The 20,713-nt window shown below is 40.4% G+C and carries 14 protein-coding genes and 1 riboswitch; of the genes, 3 read left to right on the top strand and 11 right to left on the bottom strand.

The genetic code is table 11. The features are described from left to right. Nucleotides 1-7: 7 nt before the first annotated feature. The 5 genes from QNH48_RS26285 to QNH48_RS26305 form a co-directional block, all read right to left on the bottom strand. The gene (locus tag QNH48_RS26285) at nt 8-787 is read right to left on the bottom strand and encodes an energy-coupling factor transporter transmembrane component T family protein (RefSeq protein ID WP_283952630.1); all 780 of its coding nucleotides are present in this window, start codon (nt 785-787) and stop codon (nt 8-10) included. Continuing rightward, the gene (locus QNH48_RS26290; protein ID WP_283952631.1) at nt 774-2,393 is read right to left on the bottom strand and encodes an ABC transporter ATP-binding protein; all 1,620 of its coding nucleotides are present in this window, start codon (nt 2,391-2,393) and stop codon (nt 774-776) included. Before QNH48_RS26290 ends, QNH48_RS26285 begins: the two co-directional genes overlap by 14 nt. Beyond that, nucleotides 2,380-2,961, bottom strand: coding sequence for an ECF transporter S component (locus QNH48_RS26295; RefSeq protein ID WP_283952632.1), 582 nt, complete (start codon nt 2,959-2,961; stop codon nt 2,380-2,382). Before QNH48_RS26295 ends, QNH48_RS26290 begins: the two co-directional genes overlap by 14 nt. Beyond that, on the bottom strand, nt 2,962-3,564 hold the full coding sequence (locus QNH48_RS26300) for a YkoF family thiamine/hydroxymethylpyrimidine-binding protein (RefSeq protein WP_283952633.1): 603 nt from the start codon (nt 3,562-3,564) through the stop codon (nt 2,962-2,964). Between the two features lie 84 nt (nt 3,565-3,648). After that, nucleotides 3,649-3,748: riboswitch (TPP riboswitch) on the bottom strand. A gap of 193 nt (nt 3,749-3,941) precedes the next feature. Continuing rightward, on the bottom strand, nt 3,942-9,944 hold the full coding sequence (locus QNH48_RS26305; protein WP_283952634.1) for a DUF4350 domain-containing protein: 6,003 nt from the start codon (nt 9,942-9,944) through the stop codon (nt 3,942-3,944). 286 nt (nt 9,945-10,230) lie between these two features. Here QNH48_RS26305 and QNH48_RS26310 point away from each other — a divergent pair, with 286 nt between their 5' ends. Continuing rightward, entirely contained in the window at nt 10,231-11,418 is a 1,188-nt protein-coding gene (locus QNH48_RS26310; protein ID WP_283952635.1) for a HupE/UreJ family protein, read from the top strand. A 158-nt stretch (nt 11,419-11,576) separates the two neighbouring features. Then, on the top strand, nt 11,577-13,619 hold the full coding sequence (locus tag QNH48_RS26315; RefSeq protein WP_283952636.1) for a molybdopterin oxidoreductase family protein: 2,043 nt from the start codon (nt 11,577-11,579) through the stop codon (nt 13,617-13,619). A 38-nt stretch (nt 13,620-13,657) separates the two neighbouring features. Here the strand turns inward: QNH48_RS26315 and QNH48_RS26320 are convergent, their stop codons facing one another. The 5 genes from QNH48_RS26320 to QNH48_RS26340 all read right to left on the bottom strand — a co-directional run bounded on the left by QNH48_RS26320 (nt 13,658) and on the right by QNH48_RS26340 (nt 19,175). Next, nucleotides 13,658-14,863: a hypothetical protein gene (locus tag QNH48_RS26320; RefSeq protein ID WP_283952637.1), complete on the bottom strand. Its 1,206-nt coding sequence runs from the start codon at nt 14,861-14,863 to the stop codon at nt 13,658-13,660. Continuing rightward, nucleotides 14,864-15,322, bottom strand: coding sequence for an RNA polymerase sigma factor (locus QNH48_RS26325; RefSeq protein ID WP_283952638.1), 459 nt, complete (start codon nt 15,320-15,322; stop codon nt 14,864-14,866). A gap of 248 nt (nt 15,323-15,570) precedes the next feature. Further along, nucleotides 15,571-16,545 carry a ring-cleaving dioxygenase gene (locus QNH48_RS26330; protein ID WP_283952639.1) on the bottom strand — a complete coding sequence of 325 codons (975 nt, stop codon included), beginning with the start codon at nt 16,543-16,545 and terminating at the stop codon, nt 15,571-15,573. A 190-nt stretch (nt 16,546-16,735) separates the two neighbouring features. Next, on the bottom strand, nt 16,736-17,206 hold the full coding sequence (locus tag QNH48_RS26335) for a hypothetical protein (protein WP_283952640.1): 471 nt from the start codon (nt 17,204-17,206) through the stop codon (nt 16,736-16,738). Nucleotides 17,207-18,653: 1,447 nt separating this feature from the next. Next, nucleotides 18,654-19,175 (bottom strand): DUF6241 domain-containing protein, encoded by a 522-nt coding sequence (locus QNH48_RS26340; protein WP_283952641.1) that lies wholly within the window; start codon nt 19,173-19,175, stop codon nt 18,654-18,656. A gap of 161 nt (nt 19,176-19,336) precedes the next feature. Between QNH48_RS26340 and QNH48_RS26345 the strand changes: the two genes are divergently transcribed. After that, complete coding sequence (locus QNH48_RS26345) at nt 19,337-20,002, top strand: hypothetical protein (RefSeq protein WP_283952642.1); 666 nt, start codon at nt 19,337-19,339, stop codon at nt 20,000-20,002. A gap of 260 nt (nt 20,003-20,262) precedes the next feature. On the opposite strand, the gene QNH48_RS30605 is transcribed toward QNH48_RS26345, so the two are convergent. Then, nucleotides 20,263-20,559 (bottom strand): DUF5658 family protein, encoded by a 297-nt coding sequence (locus QNH48_RS30605; protein WP_481858441.1) that lies wholly within the window; start codon nt 20,557-20,559, stop codon nt 20,263-20,265. Nucleotides 20,560-20,713 lie beyond the last annotated feature (154 nt).

Below are 20,713 nucleotides of genomic sequence, written 5' to 3' on the forward strand. Positions count from 1 at the left end.
TTCGTATTTACAGTTCACCATTATAAAACTGTAAATATCCTAGTTTCCAAGAAATAAAAGCACTGAGACAGACCGCACCAATCATGAGAATGAAAAAGAGCCAATCGATACGCGATACCGTAATTTCACGGTAGAATATTCGATTTTTTTCTCCAGTGAAGCCTTTTGATTCCATCGCGAGTGCGGTTCTCTCTGCTTTACGTATTGCACCGGCAAGAAGTGGAATGACGTATCGTTTCAACTGCTTTACTTTTTCAGGTAGGGTTCGTGCCCGTGCTACGCCCCTGACTCGTTGCGCATTTTGCAGGGTCTGAAACTCCTCCTTGATTAACGGCAGGAAGCGGTATCCGGCCATGATTCCATAGGCGAGCTTTGGCGGAAGTTTACACTGCTGCATTAGGCTAAGCAGAAAGTCGGTTGGCTTTGTCGTTAACGTAAACATAATGGATAACGTGGCAAAGCTTAACACTCGTAAACCAAGTGATGCTCCTCTCTGAAAGCCTTCTGCTGTCAACGTCACGAACCCCCATTGCCAAATCACCGAATCGCCTGCCTGCAGCCGTGGGAACAGCATTGTTGTCCATACATATATGAACGCGATAAATAAAAACGGAGCGAGTAACAACAGCCATTTTTTTAAAGAAACGCGGCCGAATATAAAGGTGACCGTAATTGACCAGAGGATAGTCACAAGCGGTGTAATCGGATCGAAAAACACTGATAATATCAAGATAGAAATGACGATAGCAAATGCTTTTATACTCGGATTCACCTCATGTAGCAACATGAATCTCTCTCCTTACGATTTCATTTTGCAGCTGTTTTCTAAAAGGCAGCTTTAGCCTAGCTCGATCTACGACTTCTGTGTTTTCCCACAAGCTTTCAGGTGTTCCAGAAAAAATCAGCTCTCCATCATCTAATACATGTACGGTATCAGCATATTGGTCAACCAGCTCCATATCATGGGTGATCATAAAAACGGCGCCATTCTTTTCATCAAGGACCCTCATGATTTCATATGCGGTGTTAGCATCCTGCCCAAATGTCGGTTCATCCAGGATAAGCAGCTCTTGTTCATGAACGAGCATGGTTGCCACACTCAGTCGCCGCTTCTGCCCCTGACTAAGGGAAAAAGGATGGGCATTTGCGTGTTTTTCCAGCCCTATTTTTTCAAGGATGGCAAGAGCAGATGCCCGATGCTCCAACCCGAAGGCAATTTCCTCATAAACACTGTCAGTGATAAACTGATGCTCAGGATTTTGAAAAACGTATCCCAGAAGCTGAAATAAATCCTTCTCCTTCCACTTAGAAAGTGGGACGCCGAGAAAATGAATCTCCCCTTGGGTAAGTGGAATCAGTCCAGCCAAACATTTTGATAACGTCGTTTTCCCCGAACCATTGGCACCAACCAGTGCAGTCAGTTCTCCTTTATGAATCGTCAGACTAATATTTTTCAAGTGTCCGCGAGCAGAAAGACCACTGACTTCGAGGATGGGTTCGCTTTTGGAACTGGTTTTGATTTCTTTTTTTAAAAAAGCATCTGGATCCTTCAGCCCTGACAGTAATTCATGATTTCGGAGCGGAAGTTGCTCCCCTTTATACACACCAGCATTCTTTGCTGTTATGGCTGCCTCTACTACCTTTGGCAGCCAAATGCCTTCCTTTTTTAAAAAAGGAGCAAATTCTCCAAAACATTGTTCAGGCGTGCCATCGAAAAGGATCGTCGCGCTAGAATCTAGGACAAGGCAGCGGTCAATCAGCTCCACCCAATCGTCAAGCTTATGTTCAACGACGATCAGCGTAAACGAGCGCTCTTTCTTTAAACGAGAGATGGTATCTACCAGGTCTGAGCTTGACAGCGGATCTAGGTTAGCCGTCGGTTCATCAAGAATGATAACCTCAGGCTGGAGAACCAAGACACAAGCAATCGCCAGCTTCTGCTTTTGCCCTCCAGATAGGGTATGAATGGTACTCTTTTTTTCAGCCTGCAGGCCCACCAATTCTAATGCACGATCAATCTTTGCTTCCATCTCAGTCCGTGGGACATGGAAATTCTCCAAGCCAAACGCTACTTCCTCCTCAACCGTCAGCATACAGAATTGGCTTTCTGGATCTTGAAAGACAATCCCTATTTTTTGGTTGAGCTCACCGGGTTTAAAATCATCAAGCTTCTTTCCCTCAAACGAGAGGTCCCCCTTCAATACCCCGTCCACCGCTTCTGGATATAACTTGTTGAGACAGAAAGCAAGCGTACTTTTCCCCGAACCGCTTGGGCCTAGAAGTAACAGTGATTGATTTCTTTCAATCGAAAAGGTTAAGTCTGTAAAAATATCGACCTCTTCATAGCTGAATCCCAGCCCGTCCGCCTTAATCTGAGGTTCAAACGGTGACATTGCGCTTGTGTTCCTTTCCTAATGGAAAACTGTTTAAGGCTCCTGTTTTTGCAAGGCCTTCACTTAAATACTTACCAAGTAAACCAGCGAGCAATGCTCCACTCACAAGGCGGACAAAGAACATTGCAGTCACATAGCCTGGCGACAGAGCGGCAAATCCTGAGACATAAAAGCCCCAAGCAAAGCTAAATACGGATGAACCCATCCCTGCTGCCATCAATACCCAGGTCGAATAATTTTTCCATTTCGTTGCAGCAAAAACTGCTTCCGCACCTAAACCTTGGATCATACCGGAGATGATCAACTGTGGTCCAACCGCGTTTCCAAGCATAACCTCCACCGTCGCAGCCACAGTTTCTGAAAGAAAAGCAGCACCCGGCTTGCGGATAATATAAGCAGCAATAATCGAAACAATAAACCAAATTCCAAAAATAATATCATAGCCAATCAAACCAAATAGACCGAAAAGAACATTACCGAGTTGAAGGAACAACAGATAGACGACAGCAAAAACAACGGCTAGTACGGATAAAACAATAACCTCACGGAGTTTCCATTTTGCGAGCATTTATTTATCCCCCTTTTTTGAAGGACTGTTCGCAGACATCACAACAGTCATTACAATATGTGTAGAATCGCTGTCGTGCGCACCTTGGAAGGCATCCTCTAACGTTTTAAACACCTTGTTCGCATCGCCATCAAGCCTTGAGGCATAGTGAACACCTTTTGTAAAAGTTCCCTGTTCTTGAGCAAGTTTACACTGGTCCACAATTACATTCATATAGGTTGGAATACCCATTGGGTATAGCGCAAATTGAACAGCAACCTCTTGCTGAATCTGCAGCGATTTTTCCTCATTTAGTCGATCTGAGTTTTCGGATAGATAAACATCGCCGGCAGAATCTCCCGGACAGCCATTTGAAAAGGTAGCTTGCAGCACAACATGATCACCGTTTTTTGATGATTCTAGGAAAATAGCTTTCACTACATCAAAAACATGCTCGGACCTGCCTCTTACACATGTACTCACATCGTCCGACTCCATCCAAACCTTTGAAGTATCCACTTCCTCTAATGCTGATAGAATAATATCTACAAACCTATCAGACATTGGATAAATCGAAAAACGTGCCCCTGTAATTTCACTCGTACCACAAAAATTAGACATCAAAAAATTCCCCCTATCGTTATTTGGCAACAAAAAAACTGCATCCCATGGGAATGCAGTCGAATCATATCAAGGTTGACCTAACGATAATCTTCTCCTGCACTTCCCCACGCTAGTATTATCTAGATCGGGTCATAAGGGTCGGACAAACGTCCTCTCAGCCAGAAAAGCTCCCCTAGTGCAAAAACCGTATGCAATTTTTATTGTTGGCTTAATACTAAGATAAATTTTCCATCTTGTAAAGGGCGTTGTTTTTTGGTGCCTGTCACCATAGCCTTTGGCTATGGTGACAGGCACCGCTCGTGGACAGTGTCCACCTCAGGCGGACAATTTATATCAAAAAAGTGGAAAGAGCATTCCTACTCTTTCCACTTTTTTACTTATTTGTTTTTTCCTTTATTTGGATCAACTGTAAAGGTCATTTCTGTTTCCGCTTCGTGATAGAATGCGGAGAAACCATTGTTGAATTGGTCTTTCGCTAGAACAATTACTTTGTAGGTTCCAGGCATTTTAGGTGTCCATGATACAGTGCTGTTTACTCCATAATCTTGTAGTAGGGTAATGTCTCCCTTTGCATCTTGGAGTAAGAAACGATATACTGCATTTCTGCTTCCTTCTGAGGCAGCAGTGAATTGATGTACATTCCTAAAGGCATGGTTACCATTTACAACGTAGGATACGCTGACTTTTGTCACTACTTCATCTGTAACCTTCACTTGAGCCTGTAAGCTTTCGTTGCCGGAAACGTCTGTTGCAGTCACTATAATCACTGCACCAGCTAATTGCTTTGAAATCTCAATTTTGAAGTCGCCTTCTGCATTGGCTTTAGTATTGCCAATTTCTTCATCATCAACTTTTGCTGTTACAATTGAGCCTGGTTCTGCTTCTCCACTAATAAATAGGTCATTATCGTTAACCCCATTTACAACAGGGACTCCTGGTGCAGTAACGTCAATAACAGTTACTTCAGCCGCTTCACTAACATTTCCTGCAGCATCTGATGCAGTAACAAGAATCTTCGCACCTGCTTTTTGCAAGGCTATTTCAATTGTAAAATTGCCTTCTGCATTTGTAGTAGTTGAGCCAATTTCTTGACCATCAACTTTCGCAGTTACCGTAGCATTTGCTTCTGCTGTTCCGCTAATCACTGTGTCTTTGTCTTTTACCGTATTTAAAACTGGGACTTCTGGTTTACTAGTATCCGTACCAACTAATTCTTTCGTATCTCTTACACGAATACGTGTACCATCAGCAAAAGTACCAGAAAGACCGACTGCTTCAAGTGTATCGCCAACTTTAAGAACAGGGACTGGACCGCTTTGGTTGACAATATAACCATCTGTGAAGACTAAAATGTCGCCAGATCCATCATTGATTACATAAGAATTAGCGTCAAAAATGGATACCACTTTACCTTTTACCTTAACAAGCAGACCTTGGTTGTCATCGGATGTTGCTTCACCTGTAGGTACTAATTTAGGCTGTAAAGGTTCACCTGTACCAATTTTTATAACATCCTGATTAAAGCTAGTAAACTCAATTTCTTTGTTTCCATCAAAAGTAATAATGTGTCCATAGATTCGAACTTTATCACCTGGTTTAATGCTATCTGCCGGCACCTCTTGGAATGCCATGATTCCTCCAGATTCATCTTGTACATAGAATGCATCGAAGAATACGCCGGCACCTGTCGTTACCGTTCCTTCAATAACAGTTTGAGAATCTTCTGCTAACTCACGTGCATCGCCAATTTTCGTTACTTGTGTTCCGCGTCCTGCCAGCCAGTTAATGGCATTTAGAGAGAACTCGTCATTTCCTTTTGGCTCGTATGATTCATCAATTTGCTTATCATTGAAAATGTTCATACCAGAAATGATAATACGTCCATTTTCTCCAATTTCTTCTGATGCAATTAATGGAATTGCTGAACCGCCAGAAGCATCAGATACAGCGTCATACGTGTAGCCGCTCTTAATATTACCTTGATAAGTAGTTTCATTTCCTTTTGCTAAAATCGTTACCTTACCGCCGTCTGTTAACGGTTGGTTATTAGCTGCCGATAAACTTGTTCCACTATAGTAATCTAAGAATGATACGCGGTCTGTAATATAATTAGATACTAAGCCTGGGGATACACGGACAGCAAATGGGCTTACCTTTGGATCACTCCAGAAGTTACCTTCCTTACTATCATCAAATACTCCATCATTACCCATTCGAATCGCTGAACCAATTTCCCCTAATAAAGAGTTATTGATTGTAGGGTCCGTGCTATTATTGCTCTTACCTGCAAACAAGACGGAGCCGCCATTTTTTACAAACTTGGCAATGGCTGCACTTTCCTCTGCTGTAAACGCCGTACGATTGTGTGTAATGACTAAAACTTTTACAGTGCTTAATACTGCATCTGTAATGGTTTCTTTGTTTTCAACAACCGTATACCCTTCTTTTTGTAAAATAATGGTAAAGGCTTTAAGGTTGTCTTTATACGTTCCACCATCTGAACTTGTGTTTTCATTGTTGTGTTTCGCGTCAATCATTACTTTTATTCCCAGTGGCTCTTTTACATTAACATCCAGGGTAAATTGGTGATTCCCATAATCAGATGAAGCCACAGCGATTAATTTGTGATCGCCTTTTATTGTGTTGTTCCACGTAAAGCTTGCAATTCCAACGCCCTTCGATACGATAGATGAAAGAGTTTGCGTCCCAATAAGGTTCGCATCTTTTACCTCATCGTAGTAAAGGTCAACTTTTACATTTTGTACATCCTGTGTACCATTATTGCTTACACTTGCTTTTAAAGTAGCCGGATTGCCTTCAAAAATGACTTCGCCTTCAACGTCGATTCCGTTAACACGAACGTCAACTGCTTCTTCTTTTGACCAGATTGGAGCAGAATACATTCTTTCACCATCCGCTTGTGTTACACGAACTACAAACCATTGCTGTCCGCCAGCCACATTGTATGATGGTTCCCATGTGAAATCTTTGGTCATTGGAGAATACGAATCAACAACCACGCCACCATTAGTGATTAATTCTACTTTTTCAACTCTATCATCTGATTTATAATCAGCTGCTAAGTAGTCATACTCACTCATAGAGCGATTTTCAGCAACTAAGTCGCTTCCTGAAATCTTGAAATTCAAGTTCTTGCTATCAACGGTAGATCCCATATAATAACCATTTGCTAGTACATCTAGCGTAAAGTTTGGATCTTCTACCATGTACACACGCATATTACGCATTGAGTGTAATAGAGATGCTTGTGAAAGATCGTCAGCTACGATTACTGTACGAGCTCTTGTTTGTCCCCATGTTCCTTCATGGTTATCTTCACCATAAGTTGGAGCTACGTGCCAGCCTAAGTCTAGTACAGAGAAGAACTTCTTCTCAGCATTTGCATAAGCATAGTGTCCTGAACCATTACCAACCTCAAGCATGGTGAAAAGCTTGTCCACTTCTTTGTTATAAGGTTTGAAGTTGTTGAAAGCAGCATTTGACATATCAGGGTGGTTAAATTGTCCGACGATATCATCGTAAGTCATAACCCATGCATAGTATTGGTTTAGATCTTGGTATTGCTTGCCATTAATATTACGATCGATAAAATTCTCTGATCCAAAGATATTTGAATGTCCCCATGTTGTTGAAGTCATTTCAAATGCTGGGAAAACTACATATTCACCATTTTTAGTGTTCTGATCAGCTAGATCCTTCGTTAACTGCCAATCTGATCCACCTGTACGTTCTTGCATGCCATCACGAACAACCGTGTCCTGACCAAGTAAAGTTGGATCGATATCGTGTGAGTGGTCAGAAAAAGCAAACCAGTCATAACCGTATTTTTTACCAGCAGCAACCGCTGCTTCTGGACTACCAGCACCATCATGTGAAATATTCGTATGGTTGTGAGTGGTTCCACGGAAATGCTGACCGCCATTAAAACGAGGAACGGATTCAAACGTCCATTCTTTCGTACCTTTATTACCTTTAGAGTCAGTTGCCTCTACTTTTACAGTATGAACACCGTTTTCAAGGTCTTGCTCAGGTGTGAATTTCACCTGCTTTTTGCTGATTGTTGCATTTGTTACTTCATTTCCATCGAACCAAACCTTTACAGTTGTTGTGTCTACTTCACTAGGATCTTCCATCACAACTGAAATTTCTGGTCGAGGGCTTTCAACTCTTGTACCATTAGCAGGAGTTTCGCTAAGGAATTCTGGTGCAAATATGTCTGCAATCAAGTTTACTTGGTGCGGCGCATTAGCTGTTCCAGAAGTTTGCGTCTTGTCTCCTGATTTTGCCTCAATATAGTATTCAAAAGCATTCGCAGGTACATTAGCTGCATTAAGAGTAGCAGTATAACGTCCTTCTGTTGTTGAAGTCATCGGAAGTGCCGTAAATTCGGTTTCATCTTTTGCACGGTAGTAAGCTGTAACAGACTCAGCACCGCTTGCGATCGCTACAAACTCAATGTTTGTATCTTCGAATACTTCTGTTAATGGAGTGTGGCTCAAGTTTAACATTGCCGTGATATCTTTGACGTCACGCGGGAATACTTGATAACCATTAACGTGAGTTGCATTTGTTGTGTATTGACCAACAATACCAGTAATCGAATAGTTATTACCAACCACAAGATTGGTATCTGGCTTAATTTCTGTACCGCCCATTACCCTGATTGTAGTTGATTTATTATTTTCATCAATCAAAGTTACATTGTAATTGGCGCCGGTAGCTGCAACAGCAGATACTTTACCACTTACTTTTACTAGGCTTCCTTCAAGAGGCTCAGCCACTGTAAACGTATTTAAATCAAGAATCGTAATATCTTTGACAGCAGGAATTGGATTTCCTTCGCTAACTTTAACAATAGCTGTAGGTTCAAACTCGGTTAGACCATTATAAACAATGACTTTCCCTGTCACTTTTAACTTGTCGCCGCGTTGAATGCTAAGTCCTGAATCAAAGCTTCCAAATACGTTGATACCGCCAGTTCCGTCTTGGATATAGTAGTTATTTTTCTGAGTTCCAAGAACACCATTTTGAACGGTTACGACACCTTCAATCGTATAAAAATTGTTTAGGTTGAGCAAAATCCCTTTAGAGTCAGTTGCTTTTACATCATTTATTGGCGAAACAACATCTAATACAGCTTTTTCAATTGGAACAGGCAAACTTTCTAACATAGTTCCTTTATCGCTAGTTGTCTTCTGTGTAACATAAACTGTATTAGGTGCATTGTTAATCGTAATGTTGAAATCTCCTGAAGTACCTGCTTTTACTTCGGTTGTAGTTAATTTTTGAGTTGCAGCTTCATCAGCATAGACATTGATGATGGCTTCCTTAACCGCTGCACCAGCGCCGCCGATTAAAGTCCCTTTCCCTGCGTTAACCATATAGCTTAACTTATCAAAAATAACATTTGCACTCGGAGCCGCTTTATTAATTTGAATAGCAGCACTTTCGTCAAGATCGGTTTGTGTAGCAGAAATATAAACCGCTGTCAACACTTTTTCAGACGTGAAGCTGATTTCAAAGGAACCATCTTCTTCTGCTGTTACTGTTGAAAGAGGAGTTCCCTTGGTTGCGCTTTCATACACATTAATAGTCGAATTCCCTTCAACTGCTTCAGGTCCTCCGGTTACCTTAATGGAAGTACCTTCTTGTAAAAATTGAATATTAAAACCTTTTGGCTGTAAACTAATTTGTGGAACCATTGGTTCTTCAGGAGTGCTTGCAGTATTTTTTGGCACTGGTGTTACTGCAACAAAGTCCGTTTTGTTGTCATTGGAATCCCAAGCATTTCCTTTACCTGGTGCAGGTTCTGTGTTGGCGTATGGTCTACGTTGGACACTCTTTGAAGCAGAAGGTGCTGGAGTTGGACCAGTTCCCTCAAATGCGCTAGCAGTAGAACCAAAACCTACATAATCTACATCTATAGATTCATTATTTACTAATTTTATTTTTCCTGCACCAGCAGCCATTGCGGTTGAACCAGTTGCATCTGGTGTAGGAAGATCTGGTCCTCCAGAAGTTCCACCTGCTTGTGAAATTAAATAAAATCCATAAGCTGGAATCTTACCAGACAGTGGTGTTCCAGTCCAAGTTGAACCAGCTGCAGAGGCATACTCAACCTTCCAGCCATCTAATGAAATGTCTTGGTCAGTTGGGTTATATAACTCAATAAAGTCCTTATTAAAAGGTGCTCCACCATTACCCCCACCGCCATAAACTTGAGAGATTACTACATGATTTGCCTGTTCGGCATAGGCTTTCCCCATTAAGCCGCTAGGTAAAAAGGTGCTAACTAATAAGAGAAACGCCATGAATGTGCTTATCCAGCGTTTTAAAACTTTCCCCTTGCTATAACTCATCTCTGTACCACCCTTTTGTCAATTTTGCTTTCTATTTCTACTTTTAGAAAAAAAGTCCCCTCTCTCTCCATAATATGTAGCTCTATTATTCTACAAAATTTTTACTAATATAGGAATAACCAAAATCATGGAATTATACTGATAATTTCCGACTTATGTATACAAAATCAGGAGAAATGTGATTATATATAGGAGGATTTCTTTTTATACGTTTAAAATTATTTTATAATAATATTCCTAGGGAGGTTGAAAGGTGATTTCTTTTTTCTACCAAAGTAGACAAATTTTGAAATTTCATTTTAAATCAAATAGATTACTTAATTATCTTGCTATTTTAGCTATGATGGGTATGTTATTCCCCTCTTTAGCACATGCCCATGCCTATAGCGCAAGTTATACAAATATAAAAATGAATCCTGATAAAACCGAGTTTGTTTTTGCTATTGATACCCTGTCAATTATCGAATTAATAGAGGATATTGATAAAAATAAAAACAATGAACTCGAGAAGTCGGAAATGAAAGAGAAAAACCATGATTTAGAGGAACTCGTTCACCACCATCTAACTCTAGATTTAAACAATCAGCAGCAAGAACCTATCTTGGAAAAAATGGTCTTGGAAAAAAAGGAAGATAAGATTTTTTTAACCTACTATTTAACTTTTCCTGCTTTCACTGCCGGGGACACCCTTAGCTTTAATGATGGACTGTATGTAAATGACCCTGCTACCAATTACGTTAACTTAATTTCCTTTGAGTTTGCTGGTACGACGGGCCAAGCAATTTTACAAGGAAAAGAGCGGACTTGGACGATTCTTTTGGCTGAAGCTCAAGAAGAGCAATCCCAAGATGGACAAACCTCACAACCTGATGAAAATCAGACGCAACCTGATTCAACTCAAGAGGTTGACCCTAATGTAGAGGCCTCCACTTCATCTTGGTTCTCCTTTTTAAAGCTCGGAATGCTCCATATCTTGACGGGTTACGATCATCTATTATTTCTATTAGCCTTACTTCTTAGAAAGCAGACGTTCAAGCAATATGCAGCGATTATTACGTCCTTTACGATTGCCCATAGTATTACGATAAGTCTCGCTGTTTTAGGCGTGATTACATTCCCGTCTCGCTTCGTTGAGTCTGTAATTGCTTTTAGCATCGTGTATGTGGCGCTCGAAAATATTTTCAGAAAAGAAATCCGGCACCGCTGGGGCCTAACCTTCCTATTTGGTTTAATCCATGGTCTTGGATTTGCAAATATCTTAAAAGAAATGAACATCCCAAAAGCTGACTTAGCTCTTGCTTTAGTGAATTTCAATATTGGGATTGAGGTTGTTCAGTTAGCATTGGTATTACTTGTTCTTCCACTACTAACCTATATGTTCAGGCTCAAATCATCAGGATTGATTATTAAAGCAGGGTCAATTATAGTAGCCGCATTAGGGGCCTTCTGGCTCATAGAAAGAATTTTCTCCTAAATAAACACCAAGGATTACCATATGGTAGTCCTTTTCCCTTTATTGAAAATTTTATGCACTTGCTCTACCCTGAAAGCTGTCATATCATGATATAAAATATACAATGATGTATATATGGTGACAGGCACCGCGAAAGTGGCACTGAAAGGGGTTTACCTATGATGGAACAAAATGGGGTTATTAAGTCTGTTTGCCCATTAGATTGCCCAGACCAATGTGGTTTGCTTTTACATAAAGCAGAGGGAAGGGTTGTAAAGGTGGAGGGTGATCCGGAGCATCCGGTGACGAAGGGGAATATTTGCAATAAGGTTCGGAATATGACTAGCAGGATATATGATGATAACCGCCTAAAATATCCGATGAAGCGGGTTGGAGCAAAGGGCGAAGGAAGATTCGAACGAATCAGTTGGGATGAAGCCATTGAGACCATCACTTCTCGATGGAAAAAACTTATCGAAACAGAGGGCCCAGAAAGTATCTTGCCTTATAGTTTTTATGGGAATATGGGGCTGTTGAATGCAGAGGGAATGGATCGTCGTTTCTTTCACCGCTTGGGAGCATCCCAGCTTGACCGAAGTATTTGTTCTTCTGCAGGTTCTGCTGGCTACAGATATACGATGGGTGGCAGTTTCGGAGTTGACCCAGAAGATACGATTCATTCCAAGCTCATCATTTTTTGGGGGATTAACGCAGCTAGTACCAACATGCACCAGGTAGCACTCGCACAAAAAGCCCGCAAACAAAACGGCGCAAAAATTGTCGTCATTGACGTTCATAAAAATCAAACTGGTAGATTAGCGGATTGGTTTATTCCTATTTTACCAGGGACTGATAGTGCGCTTGCTCTGGGAATCATGCATATTTTATTTGCTGAAAATTTGGTCGACTCCTCCTTCTTACAGGAATATACCGTTGGCTATGAAGAGCTGCGCGAGCATGTTATTCAATATGACCCCACAACTGTATCAGGAATAACAGGAGTTCCTGTTGAGGATATTTACAAGCTTGCTAGAATGTATGGAAATACCACACCGGCCTTTATACGTATTGGTAACGGACCACAGCATCATGATAATGGCGGTATGTTTGTCCGCACCGTTTCATGTCTTCCAGCCTTAACAGGTCAATGGCTTATCAAAGGTGGAGGGGCAATAAAGGGGAATTCAGGGTATTTAGCGGTTAACGCCGTAAAATTGCAGCGTCCTCGGCTATTAAAGAACAAAAAGACGAGGGTAATTAACATGAATCAGCTTGGAGATGCTCTGCTCGATATAGACCCTCCTGTAAAATCACTATATGTTTATAGCAGTAACCCTGCAGTAGTGGCTCCAGAAGGAGTTAAAGTTCGGAAAGGTCTTGAGCGTGAGGATTTATTCATTGTTGTCCATGATTTATTTTTAACCGAGACCGCCAAATATGCCGATATTGTATTGCCGGCAACATCTTCCTTTGAGAATACAGATGTTTACACCTCTTACTGGCACCATTACATTCAGGTTCAGCAGCCAGTCATCGAGGCCTATGAAGAGTCAAAATCCAATGTCGATGTTTTCCGTTTGCTTGCGAAAGGGATGGGTTTTGAAGAATCAGCATTTGAGGAAACAGAGGAAGAAATGATAGCGGAAGCACTCGATTTTAGGGCTAATCCCTATTTGGATGGACTAGATTATGAAACTTTGGCAGCAAAGCAATATGTTAAAGCAAAGGTTAAACCATTGTTTCCGGGCAAATTGCGGACACCAAGCGGGAAAATTGAGCTGTATTCAAAGCGGATGAAAGCAAATGGATATCCTCCACTGCCGACATATATCCCAATCGTAGTAGACGGGGATCATCCATATCACTTTATCCCAGCACCCAATCATAATTTCTTAAACTCTACCTTTTCAAATAATCAAAAACACATCAGCCTGGAAAAAGAACCACGATTGCACATGAATCGTAAGGATGCCGAGACTTCGGGGATTGTTGACGGGGAGCACGTCCGGGTTTGGAACCAACGCGGAGAATGTATTTTAAAAGTGACAGTAGGCGAAAACGTCCTCCCAGGAGTGGTCGCCACCCAAGGACTCTGGGCAGATTTAGAAGGAACAAAACAACTCGTCAACACCCTAACACCAGACCGCATCGCCGACATGGGCGGCGGGGCAACCTTCTTCTCTGGTCGAGTCAGCGTTGAAAAAATATACAGTGATGTATAAATGGTGACAGGCACCGCCCTTTGGGCGGTGCCTTCTTATTATAGTGAGAGTTCGCCGACGTTTTGTAGTGTGGCTTCTGCTTCTCCTTTGCCTTTTTCCTCTTCTACTGTACCTGTATTTAGTCGGATGATATTTTGAAGGGTTCCTTTTAATTTTCTTTCTCGTACGATTACTTCACCTAGGACATCTAATGTTGTTACCTTAGAGCGTAGCACTTCTTCGTTTACATCACGATCAAGGGTAAGCTGACCATTTACAATAATGGAAACTGGCTGGTTTAGAGCGAGGAATTGATCGTTGGACCATACTTCTTCCCCCTCAATGACGATAAAACTATTTTCGTAGGACAATACTTCTGTCTCCATCAGGCTCAAACGCTCATAGACGAGGTCTTCAACTTCCTCATGGCAAATGATGACGGAAGTAGAGTGTATTTTTTCAATTGCCTTCGTTAGCATTTCTCTAGAAACATCACTTTCTATGATTACCGGTTTATTCGTAAACCATTTTTTCTGTTGGAACCGCCGAATAGAGCGGCCATTTAAACGCAGCGGCTTTGCCAAGACTTCATACCCAGCAGGAATCACTTCTACGACACAGGTTGTTAATGAAGCTACTTTTTTATATAAATAGGTTTCTTGATTCTCAAATAGCGAGATTTTCCCATTTACTTCTAACTTACTGATTTTTTCATAAAAGAGGTCTAGATTTAGGTCCTGCGTAAAGGAAAGCATTCCATTCACCACTAAATATAAAGAATCATCTATCGATTGTAAGAAGGAATTCGTCAATGTGAATTTACCATTTTCAAACCGAGGTGCTGTTCCATCATAAGTTTCCACAGCTCCATTGCCTTTTGATAGCATTTTGCCTGCAATTCCAGTGAGATGAGTTGGACTATATACCTTACCATTCACCATCAAACTTAATTGCCCCGCTTGAACTTGGTCTGCCTGAACATTTTTATCAATAATAACCATGCCGTTTACGAGGAGAAAAACAGGCTCAACGATTGCTGAGAGATAGTTTTGATCCAGGTGAAAAACTCCATTAACCAGGTGGTAGCCTGCTGGTATTTCTAAGCTCGACCCGATATTTCCAATACTTAACTTCGTTAACAGATGTGCATTTTCTTTTCCATAAAGCACTAGCCCTACATTTTCAATCCGTTCTACACCTTTAATACTCTCTTCTGTTGCATTCACTAAATTTAATAATCCTACATTTCCAATCCGTTGACTCATTTATTTTTCCTCCTCCATAATCGTTCTTAATTTCTTGATCGCGAGATGAAGCTTGTAGCGCACTGTAGACGCAGGAATCCTTAACTGCTCACCAATTTCCTGACTTGAAAGCCCTAACCAATATCTTTTAAAAATAAGATCACTTAATTCCTGTGGCAAATGAGCGAGTAACTCCGTTATTTCCAAGTGACTGCTACCAGCCTCCTGTATTGAAAAATCAAAGTCATCCTCCCATTGTGTTAAACGCTGCTCTTTTCTCCGGTCATCAATCAGCCTGTTTTTCATGACGCGGAAAAACCATGCACGCTGCTTATATTCTGGTAAACTGAGCAGCTGTGGTTCGTTAAGCGACTTTACCATTGCATCCTGAATCAGGTCATGGGCCTCTTGCTCATGCCTAGCGATGGATTTTGCGAAGCGTAACAAATCATCCTTTACCTTTTCATATAAATCACTCACTCCCACATTCACATGGATCACTCGCTTTTACTTTTTTTATTTTTAAAATAAAAATCTTTAGTGCTTGAGAATTTCGGTTGTTTTTTGCCGCTTTCAGTAAGATAACGATATAGGAACGAAAAGTGTTGGAGAAATTTTAATAAATTTTTTAAATTATTTAAAAAGAGGATTTTTCTATAGATTAATATAGAAGAAAGATTGTGCCAAGAAAAAGGACAAGTTCCAGATTGGTCCTTGTCTCAAATCGATTACTTACTCTCTAAATCTAAAGGTCGTAACTTTGCTTCAATATCTGTGCGGCGAGGTTCTAGGAATGGAGGGAGTGCAAGCCTTTCCCCTAATGTTTCAACCGGTTCATCCACGTCGAAACCCGGTGTATCCGTCGATAATTCTAAAAGGATATGGTTGGGTTCGCGGAAATAAAGTGCCTTGAAGTAATACCGTTCAACCTTCCCTGAATTTATTAGTCCAGATGCGGCAATTCGCTTTACCCAATATTCATATTCTTCCTCATTTGGAACACGAAAGGCGACATGGTGAACACTGCCTCTTCCAGCACGTTCTCTTGGTAAATCAGGTCTTGTTTCAAGGTGTACCTCTGCACCAGAGCCTCCCTCACCTGTTGCAAAAACTTGAATAGCCGGGAAAACTCCAGCGAGTGATGGGTAGGTTCCTACGTGGTTAAAGCCCATAATATCGGTTAACACTTGGACCGTTTTGTCGGGTTTGGCAACCGTCAAGGTAACAGGGCCCAAACCGATAATGGCATTTTCAATAGGAACATCACTTTTATCCCAGGGAACGCCCGGACTGACTCCATCTTCTCCATTATCGGCTACCAGAATTAACCGTGTCCCCTCGAAATCCTGAAATGCTAGGGAATCGCGATGGTTTCGTTTCTCTATCTTTCCATGCTGAATACCAAACCTTTTGAATCGCTCTTCCCAATAGTGGAGTGCAGCGGTATCTTTGACTCGAAGTGAGGTTGATGAAATGCTCCCAACACCTGGATAGGTATGCCCCAGCCCAGGTATATCGAAGAAGGTAATTTCGGTGCCAGGACTTCCTTTCGCATCACCATAGAATAAATGATAAGACTCTGTATTATCCTGATTCACCGTTTTCTTTACCAATCTCAGGCCTAAAATCTTTGTATAAAATTGAAAGTTCCTCTCCGCCTTACCGGTTAAGATCGAAACATGATGTAAACCTAACAGCTTCATTTATTGGCCCTCCTATATGAACTTCACTTTTATTTATCTCGAATTCAAGATAATTATAATCAAACCAGACTCCCCCGTCAACATCCCCCTACCCCGTAACCCCTACTGTACACCCCACGTGGACAAAATGGTTGATTTGTCCACGGGCGGTGCCTGTCACCATTACAGTTTTTCCATTACTGTTTCACCATTACTGGTTATAGTCCCAAACGATTTTCCATTCTTCCTTTTCTTTGACTATGATGACTTCTTGTTCGAGGTCAAAGTTTCCGTATTTTCCTTTGTAGGTTTGGGTGACGAGGATTTTGTATACATTTTTCATAGCTGGTCCAGTTTTGGACATTTTCCATTGGTCGATTTCTTCAGGTTCACTAACTGTAAAGTCGAACGTTTCAACGCCAAAGTGGTTCATAAATACATGTGCTCGATCTTGAATGTAAGATCCTTTGCTGAATTTTTCCTTCATGGTTGAATGAAACAGGCTCCAGGAAGAGGAAAACTCTCCCTCCTGTTCAAACCGATAAAACTCCTCCACCACAGCAACTGCCTCTTTATCCGGTGAAAACCAAGCACCCTTAATTAACATAAAAACAGTCAGGATACAGACAAGCAGTACCATTCCCATCACAAGACCCGTAACCGGCATAGATTTTCTAGACATATGTCTCTCCTTCAGAACAGACTCTCCCATACTAAAGACTATGTCCAGCCATATTCAAATATTAATGAAGTTCACATGCTAAAACACATGCAGCAAGTAAAGTCCAATATCACGATCCACCTGCGTTGACAGGCACCACCATCCATCATCTAAGCTCATCTATAATTTATTCTATTTCTTCATGTGGGGTAGGAGCCGTATTTCTTAGAAAACTCTCCCAAGGTCTTCTTTATTTTGCCTTCTCATCTATAGCAGCAACAGTTTCATAAACTTTTTATTCCTCTTTTACAACTCTTGTTATTGTAAACCATTTAGAAATAATTGTCGGAATTTTCTATATTTTTTTGACATCCTTCTCCCATTTTTTTAGAATTTTTTTGGTATCCTAGAAATAATAATATTTACTTGAAAGCACAAGGGGTAATCTTCATCTAAGTAGGGAGTGGATTTCATGGACGAGCAGGAAAATGTTTTTATTGGGCTCATGTGGGGAACATCCTTAAGCATTCCTTTGTGGCTTGCATTTTTTGGCTGGATTAAGATAATCTTTTACTTTTTTGAATAACCCTTAATAACACCCTCGTTTCCAACTGCGGTATTAATAAAACATTAAAGATTACATTCATCAACTTACTTTCATTTTTGTATAAATTCCTTCCACGTTTTGTCATTTAACTTAAGTAACAACTGGGAATAATTTTCAGTTTAGGTATATTCCTACTGCCCCCTGTAAATAAATAAGATATACCTAATTCTCCGATTTGATTATGGAATACTTAAGAATATTCCAAACACCCAGAATTATTAATTGATAAATCGATATAAAACAAGGAGGCTGTTACAATGGATTGGTTAGTTCATCTTTCACTAATAATGGGTATTGTTTTTGTGGTTGTAATGGTCTATTTCCTCAATTACAGTCAGGAATAAACCTCTTATTTTTTCCTTCAGCCATCTGGATCTGTAATCAACTAACTAAACAAAATTCTTTCATTATCGCCCATCATCAATCTAATTGATTGGGATGACAACAGAGTAAGTTGTCATCCATTACCACCATAAGCATTTGAGGTGGTTCTCCTTTTTAAAGATAGAGCACTATTTATTGTTCTTTGAACTCGTCCATTGCCTATGATGGACAGATTAAACTCAGTTGTGCCCTAAATAAGGCAGTTAGTTCAATATCCCTTTAGAGAATTAGCGATAATGGAAACGGTTATCCCAATTTTACTTTTTTAAGATGAATAAGTGAAAGTGTTTTAGTGTGAAAATAATGCCGCTGCGATTTCTTATGAATTAGGGTCATTTACAAAATGCTCATAAAGTTCATTAAAAGTAAGGTTCAGAGACGACGACTCTGAGCTTTCTTTATGATTTTCTCCATTAATAAATCCTTTCCGTGAATGGGAAGTGTCCACGAGTGTTGATATTCACCAGCGAGCCACCATCATCTAAATTCGTCCTCTATATATTCTAGTTCTTCCTGCGGAGTGAGGAGCCTAGTGGCTTTGCCGATGTTTCCTTTTTGGTAGGCCCAAATTCGGTTGTGAGCGCTTACTGCGTTGCTAAAGTCTCGCGTTGTCCAGGGTTCTAGGATGTCTAGGAGCATTTGTTTGTGACTACTTTTTTTAAAGTCTTTGGTTTGTATCACCTCATTTAGTTTCTGGACTTTATCTGCGGTGATTTCTGATGCACCCCATTTTTTGTCTGCTTTCACCTTTTGATGGGTCATGTTGTGGACCTCTTGGATTAGTTCCTCTTCACTCATGGTTTCATATTCTGCCGCTACTTTGCCTGATACGGGTGCCTCAAAGCCTTTTTCGATTTTCGTTTGTGCCTCTTTCGTTGCAACGGGATCACTTTTCTTCAAGTTGAATCTCAGTCCAATATCATTACTAAAATAAAAATAGACTCCCACCATACAGGCTAGTATCCCAATGATAGAACCCGTCATAGTTAATTTCTTCATGCAGCACTCTCCCGAATCTAAATTTACATATCTATCTAACTCTTTTTTACAAAATTCTAATTTCTTTTTATTATACAAAATTATGCCAATTTCATGTACTGTATTGTTTTGCAAGGATATCTTATTAAAAAATAGAATTAATACTAGGAGGAGGGAAACGGATGACAATCATATCAGTAGTTTGTGTTCCAGAAGGAATTGCGATGACCGCAGATAGTAGATTAATAGGCACCTATACACGGGATAATGGAGTGGTTGAGTGCTTTAGTTTTTCTGATTATGCCCAAAAGCTTCTCCTTATAAGGAATTCAACCGTAGGTGTTTCATTCTGCGGAGTTGCCCTAATGGAGGGAAAGACTGTTGCAGATTTTCTGTACATCTTTGATATGAAACAGGTGAAAAAGACAGATTCCATACCGGAAATCGCTGAGAAATTAAAAGATTACCTATTCTACGAATACAGTCACAATAAGGCAGCCTTTTATTTAGCTGGGTTCGATCATGATATTCCATATGTATTCCTCGTGAGTAAAAACTCTATTATACGTAAGAATTTTCATGAACCCAAAACACTTATTACCTATTCTGCCAACTGGCTCGGAGAAACAGAGCCAATTAGTAGACTTCTAAGGGACACTACCCTGAATTTTAAGCTAATGCCTCTAAAGGATGCCATCAACTTTGCGGAATTCATTGTAGAAACCACAATCAAATACCTGCAGTTTGCTGACGGAATCTCTACCTGCGGCGGTCCAGTAGATAGCCTTGTGATTACAAGAGATTATGCCAAATTCCTAAAACACAAAATCCTCCAGCCTTATGAATAAATGTGCCCTAGTGGAATCCTGGGGCATCTTTTTTTTAGAAAAAATCAAAAATCTTAAATTGACTGATAATGTGCGAAAAGAGCGAAATTTCGCTTCTATATTAAATTAATTGCGTAAAACGTGATTGTTCTGACAATTTCCTCGAAGTTATTGATTTAAGCTTGTTCGCTGTGTCATACGTGTTCAAGGCTGTCATGAAGACTAAATGTTAGAAATCTCCAAATGTAAAGGTGCCTTCCATTTAGATAGGAAAGGCACCTTTACATTTGGGCAGCCAGCCAGAAGCAATGCAGGAAAAATATCAAGGTATAGAAGCTAGAGGCAAAGACAGTGAGTCCCTTTGTAAGGGAGGTGGATGGTACCTTTTTAAAAAGAATAAACAAGTAAAGACACAGCGAAAATGCCAATTTGGTAATCAAAAAAAGTGCCGGCTCGGCTTCATAAATTCTGCTCATCAATGGGTTCATTTCTTGTACAAATGAATTTTCCAATCCAAAGTATGTAATGAAGGCATCAAAAATATTTAAAAGCGATAAATAATGAAAAAGGAAAACCACTGGGCCATCACCTCATAACGTTCCTAATAACGAACATATTACTATTTCCTTTTTGAGTATATGTTTTCCTTCCTTATCGAGTGATAATCGTTAGACAATTTCCCCTATAATCCCCTTAATATCAACGTACCAACAATGAATACTCCTTGTATGC

Source organism: Neobacillus sp. YX16 (assembly GCF_030123505.1).
In the GTDB taxonomy this organism is placed as follows: domain Bacteria; phylum Bacillota; class Bacilli; order Bacillales; family Cytobacillaceae; genus Neobacillus.

Coding starts and splice junctions, on each gene's coding strand:
- QNH48_RS26285 (WP_283952630.1), bottom strand. CDS start 787: ATGTTGCTACATGAGGTGAATCCGAGTATAAAAGCATTTGCTATCGTC.
- QNH48_RS26290 (WP_283952631.1), bottom strand. CDS start 2,393: ATGTCACCGTTTGAACCTCAGATTAAGGCGGACGGGCTGGGATTCAGC.
- QNH48_RS26295 (WP_283952632.1), bottom strand. CDS start 2,961: ATGCTCGCAAAATGGAAACTCCGTGAGGTTATTGTTTTATCCGTACTA.
- QNH48_RS26305 (WP_283952634.1), bottom strand. CDS start 9,944: ATGAGTTATAGCAAGGGGAAAGTTTTAAAACGCTGGATAAGCACATTC.
- QNH48_RS26315 (WP_283952636.1), top strand. CDS start 11,577: ATGATGGAACAAAATGGGGTTATTAAGTCTGTTTGCCCATTAGATTGC.
- QNH48_RS26320 (WP_283952637.1), bottom strand. CDS start 14,863: ATGAGTCAACGGATTGGAAATGTAGGATTATTAAATTTAGTGAATGCA.
- QNH48_RS26330 (WP_283952639.1), bottom strand. CDS start 16,545: ATGAAGCTGTTAGGTTTACATCATGTTTCGATCTTAACCGGTAAGGCG.
- QNH48_RS26335 (WP_283952640.1), bottom strand. CDS start 17,206: ATGTCTAGAAAATCTATGCCGGTTACGGGTCTTGTGATGGGAATGGTA.
- QNH48_RS26340 (WP_283952641.1), bottom strand. CDS start 19,175: ATGAAGAAATTAACTATGACGGGTTCTATCATTGGGATACTAGCCTGT.
- QNH48_RS26345 (WP_283952642.1), top strand. CDS start 19,337: ATGACAATCATATCAGTAGTTTGTGTTCCAGAAGGAATTGCGATGACC.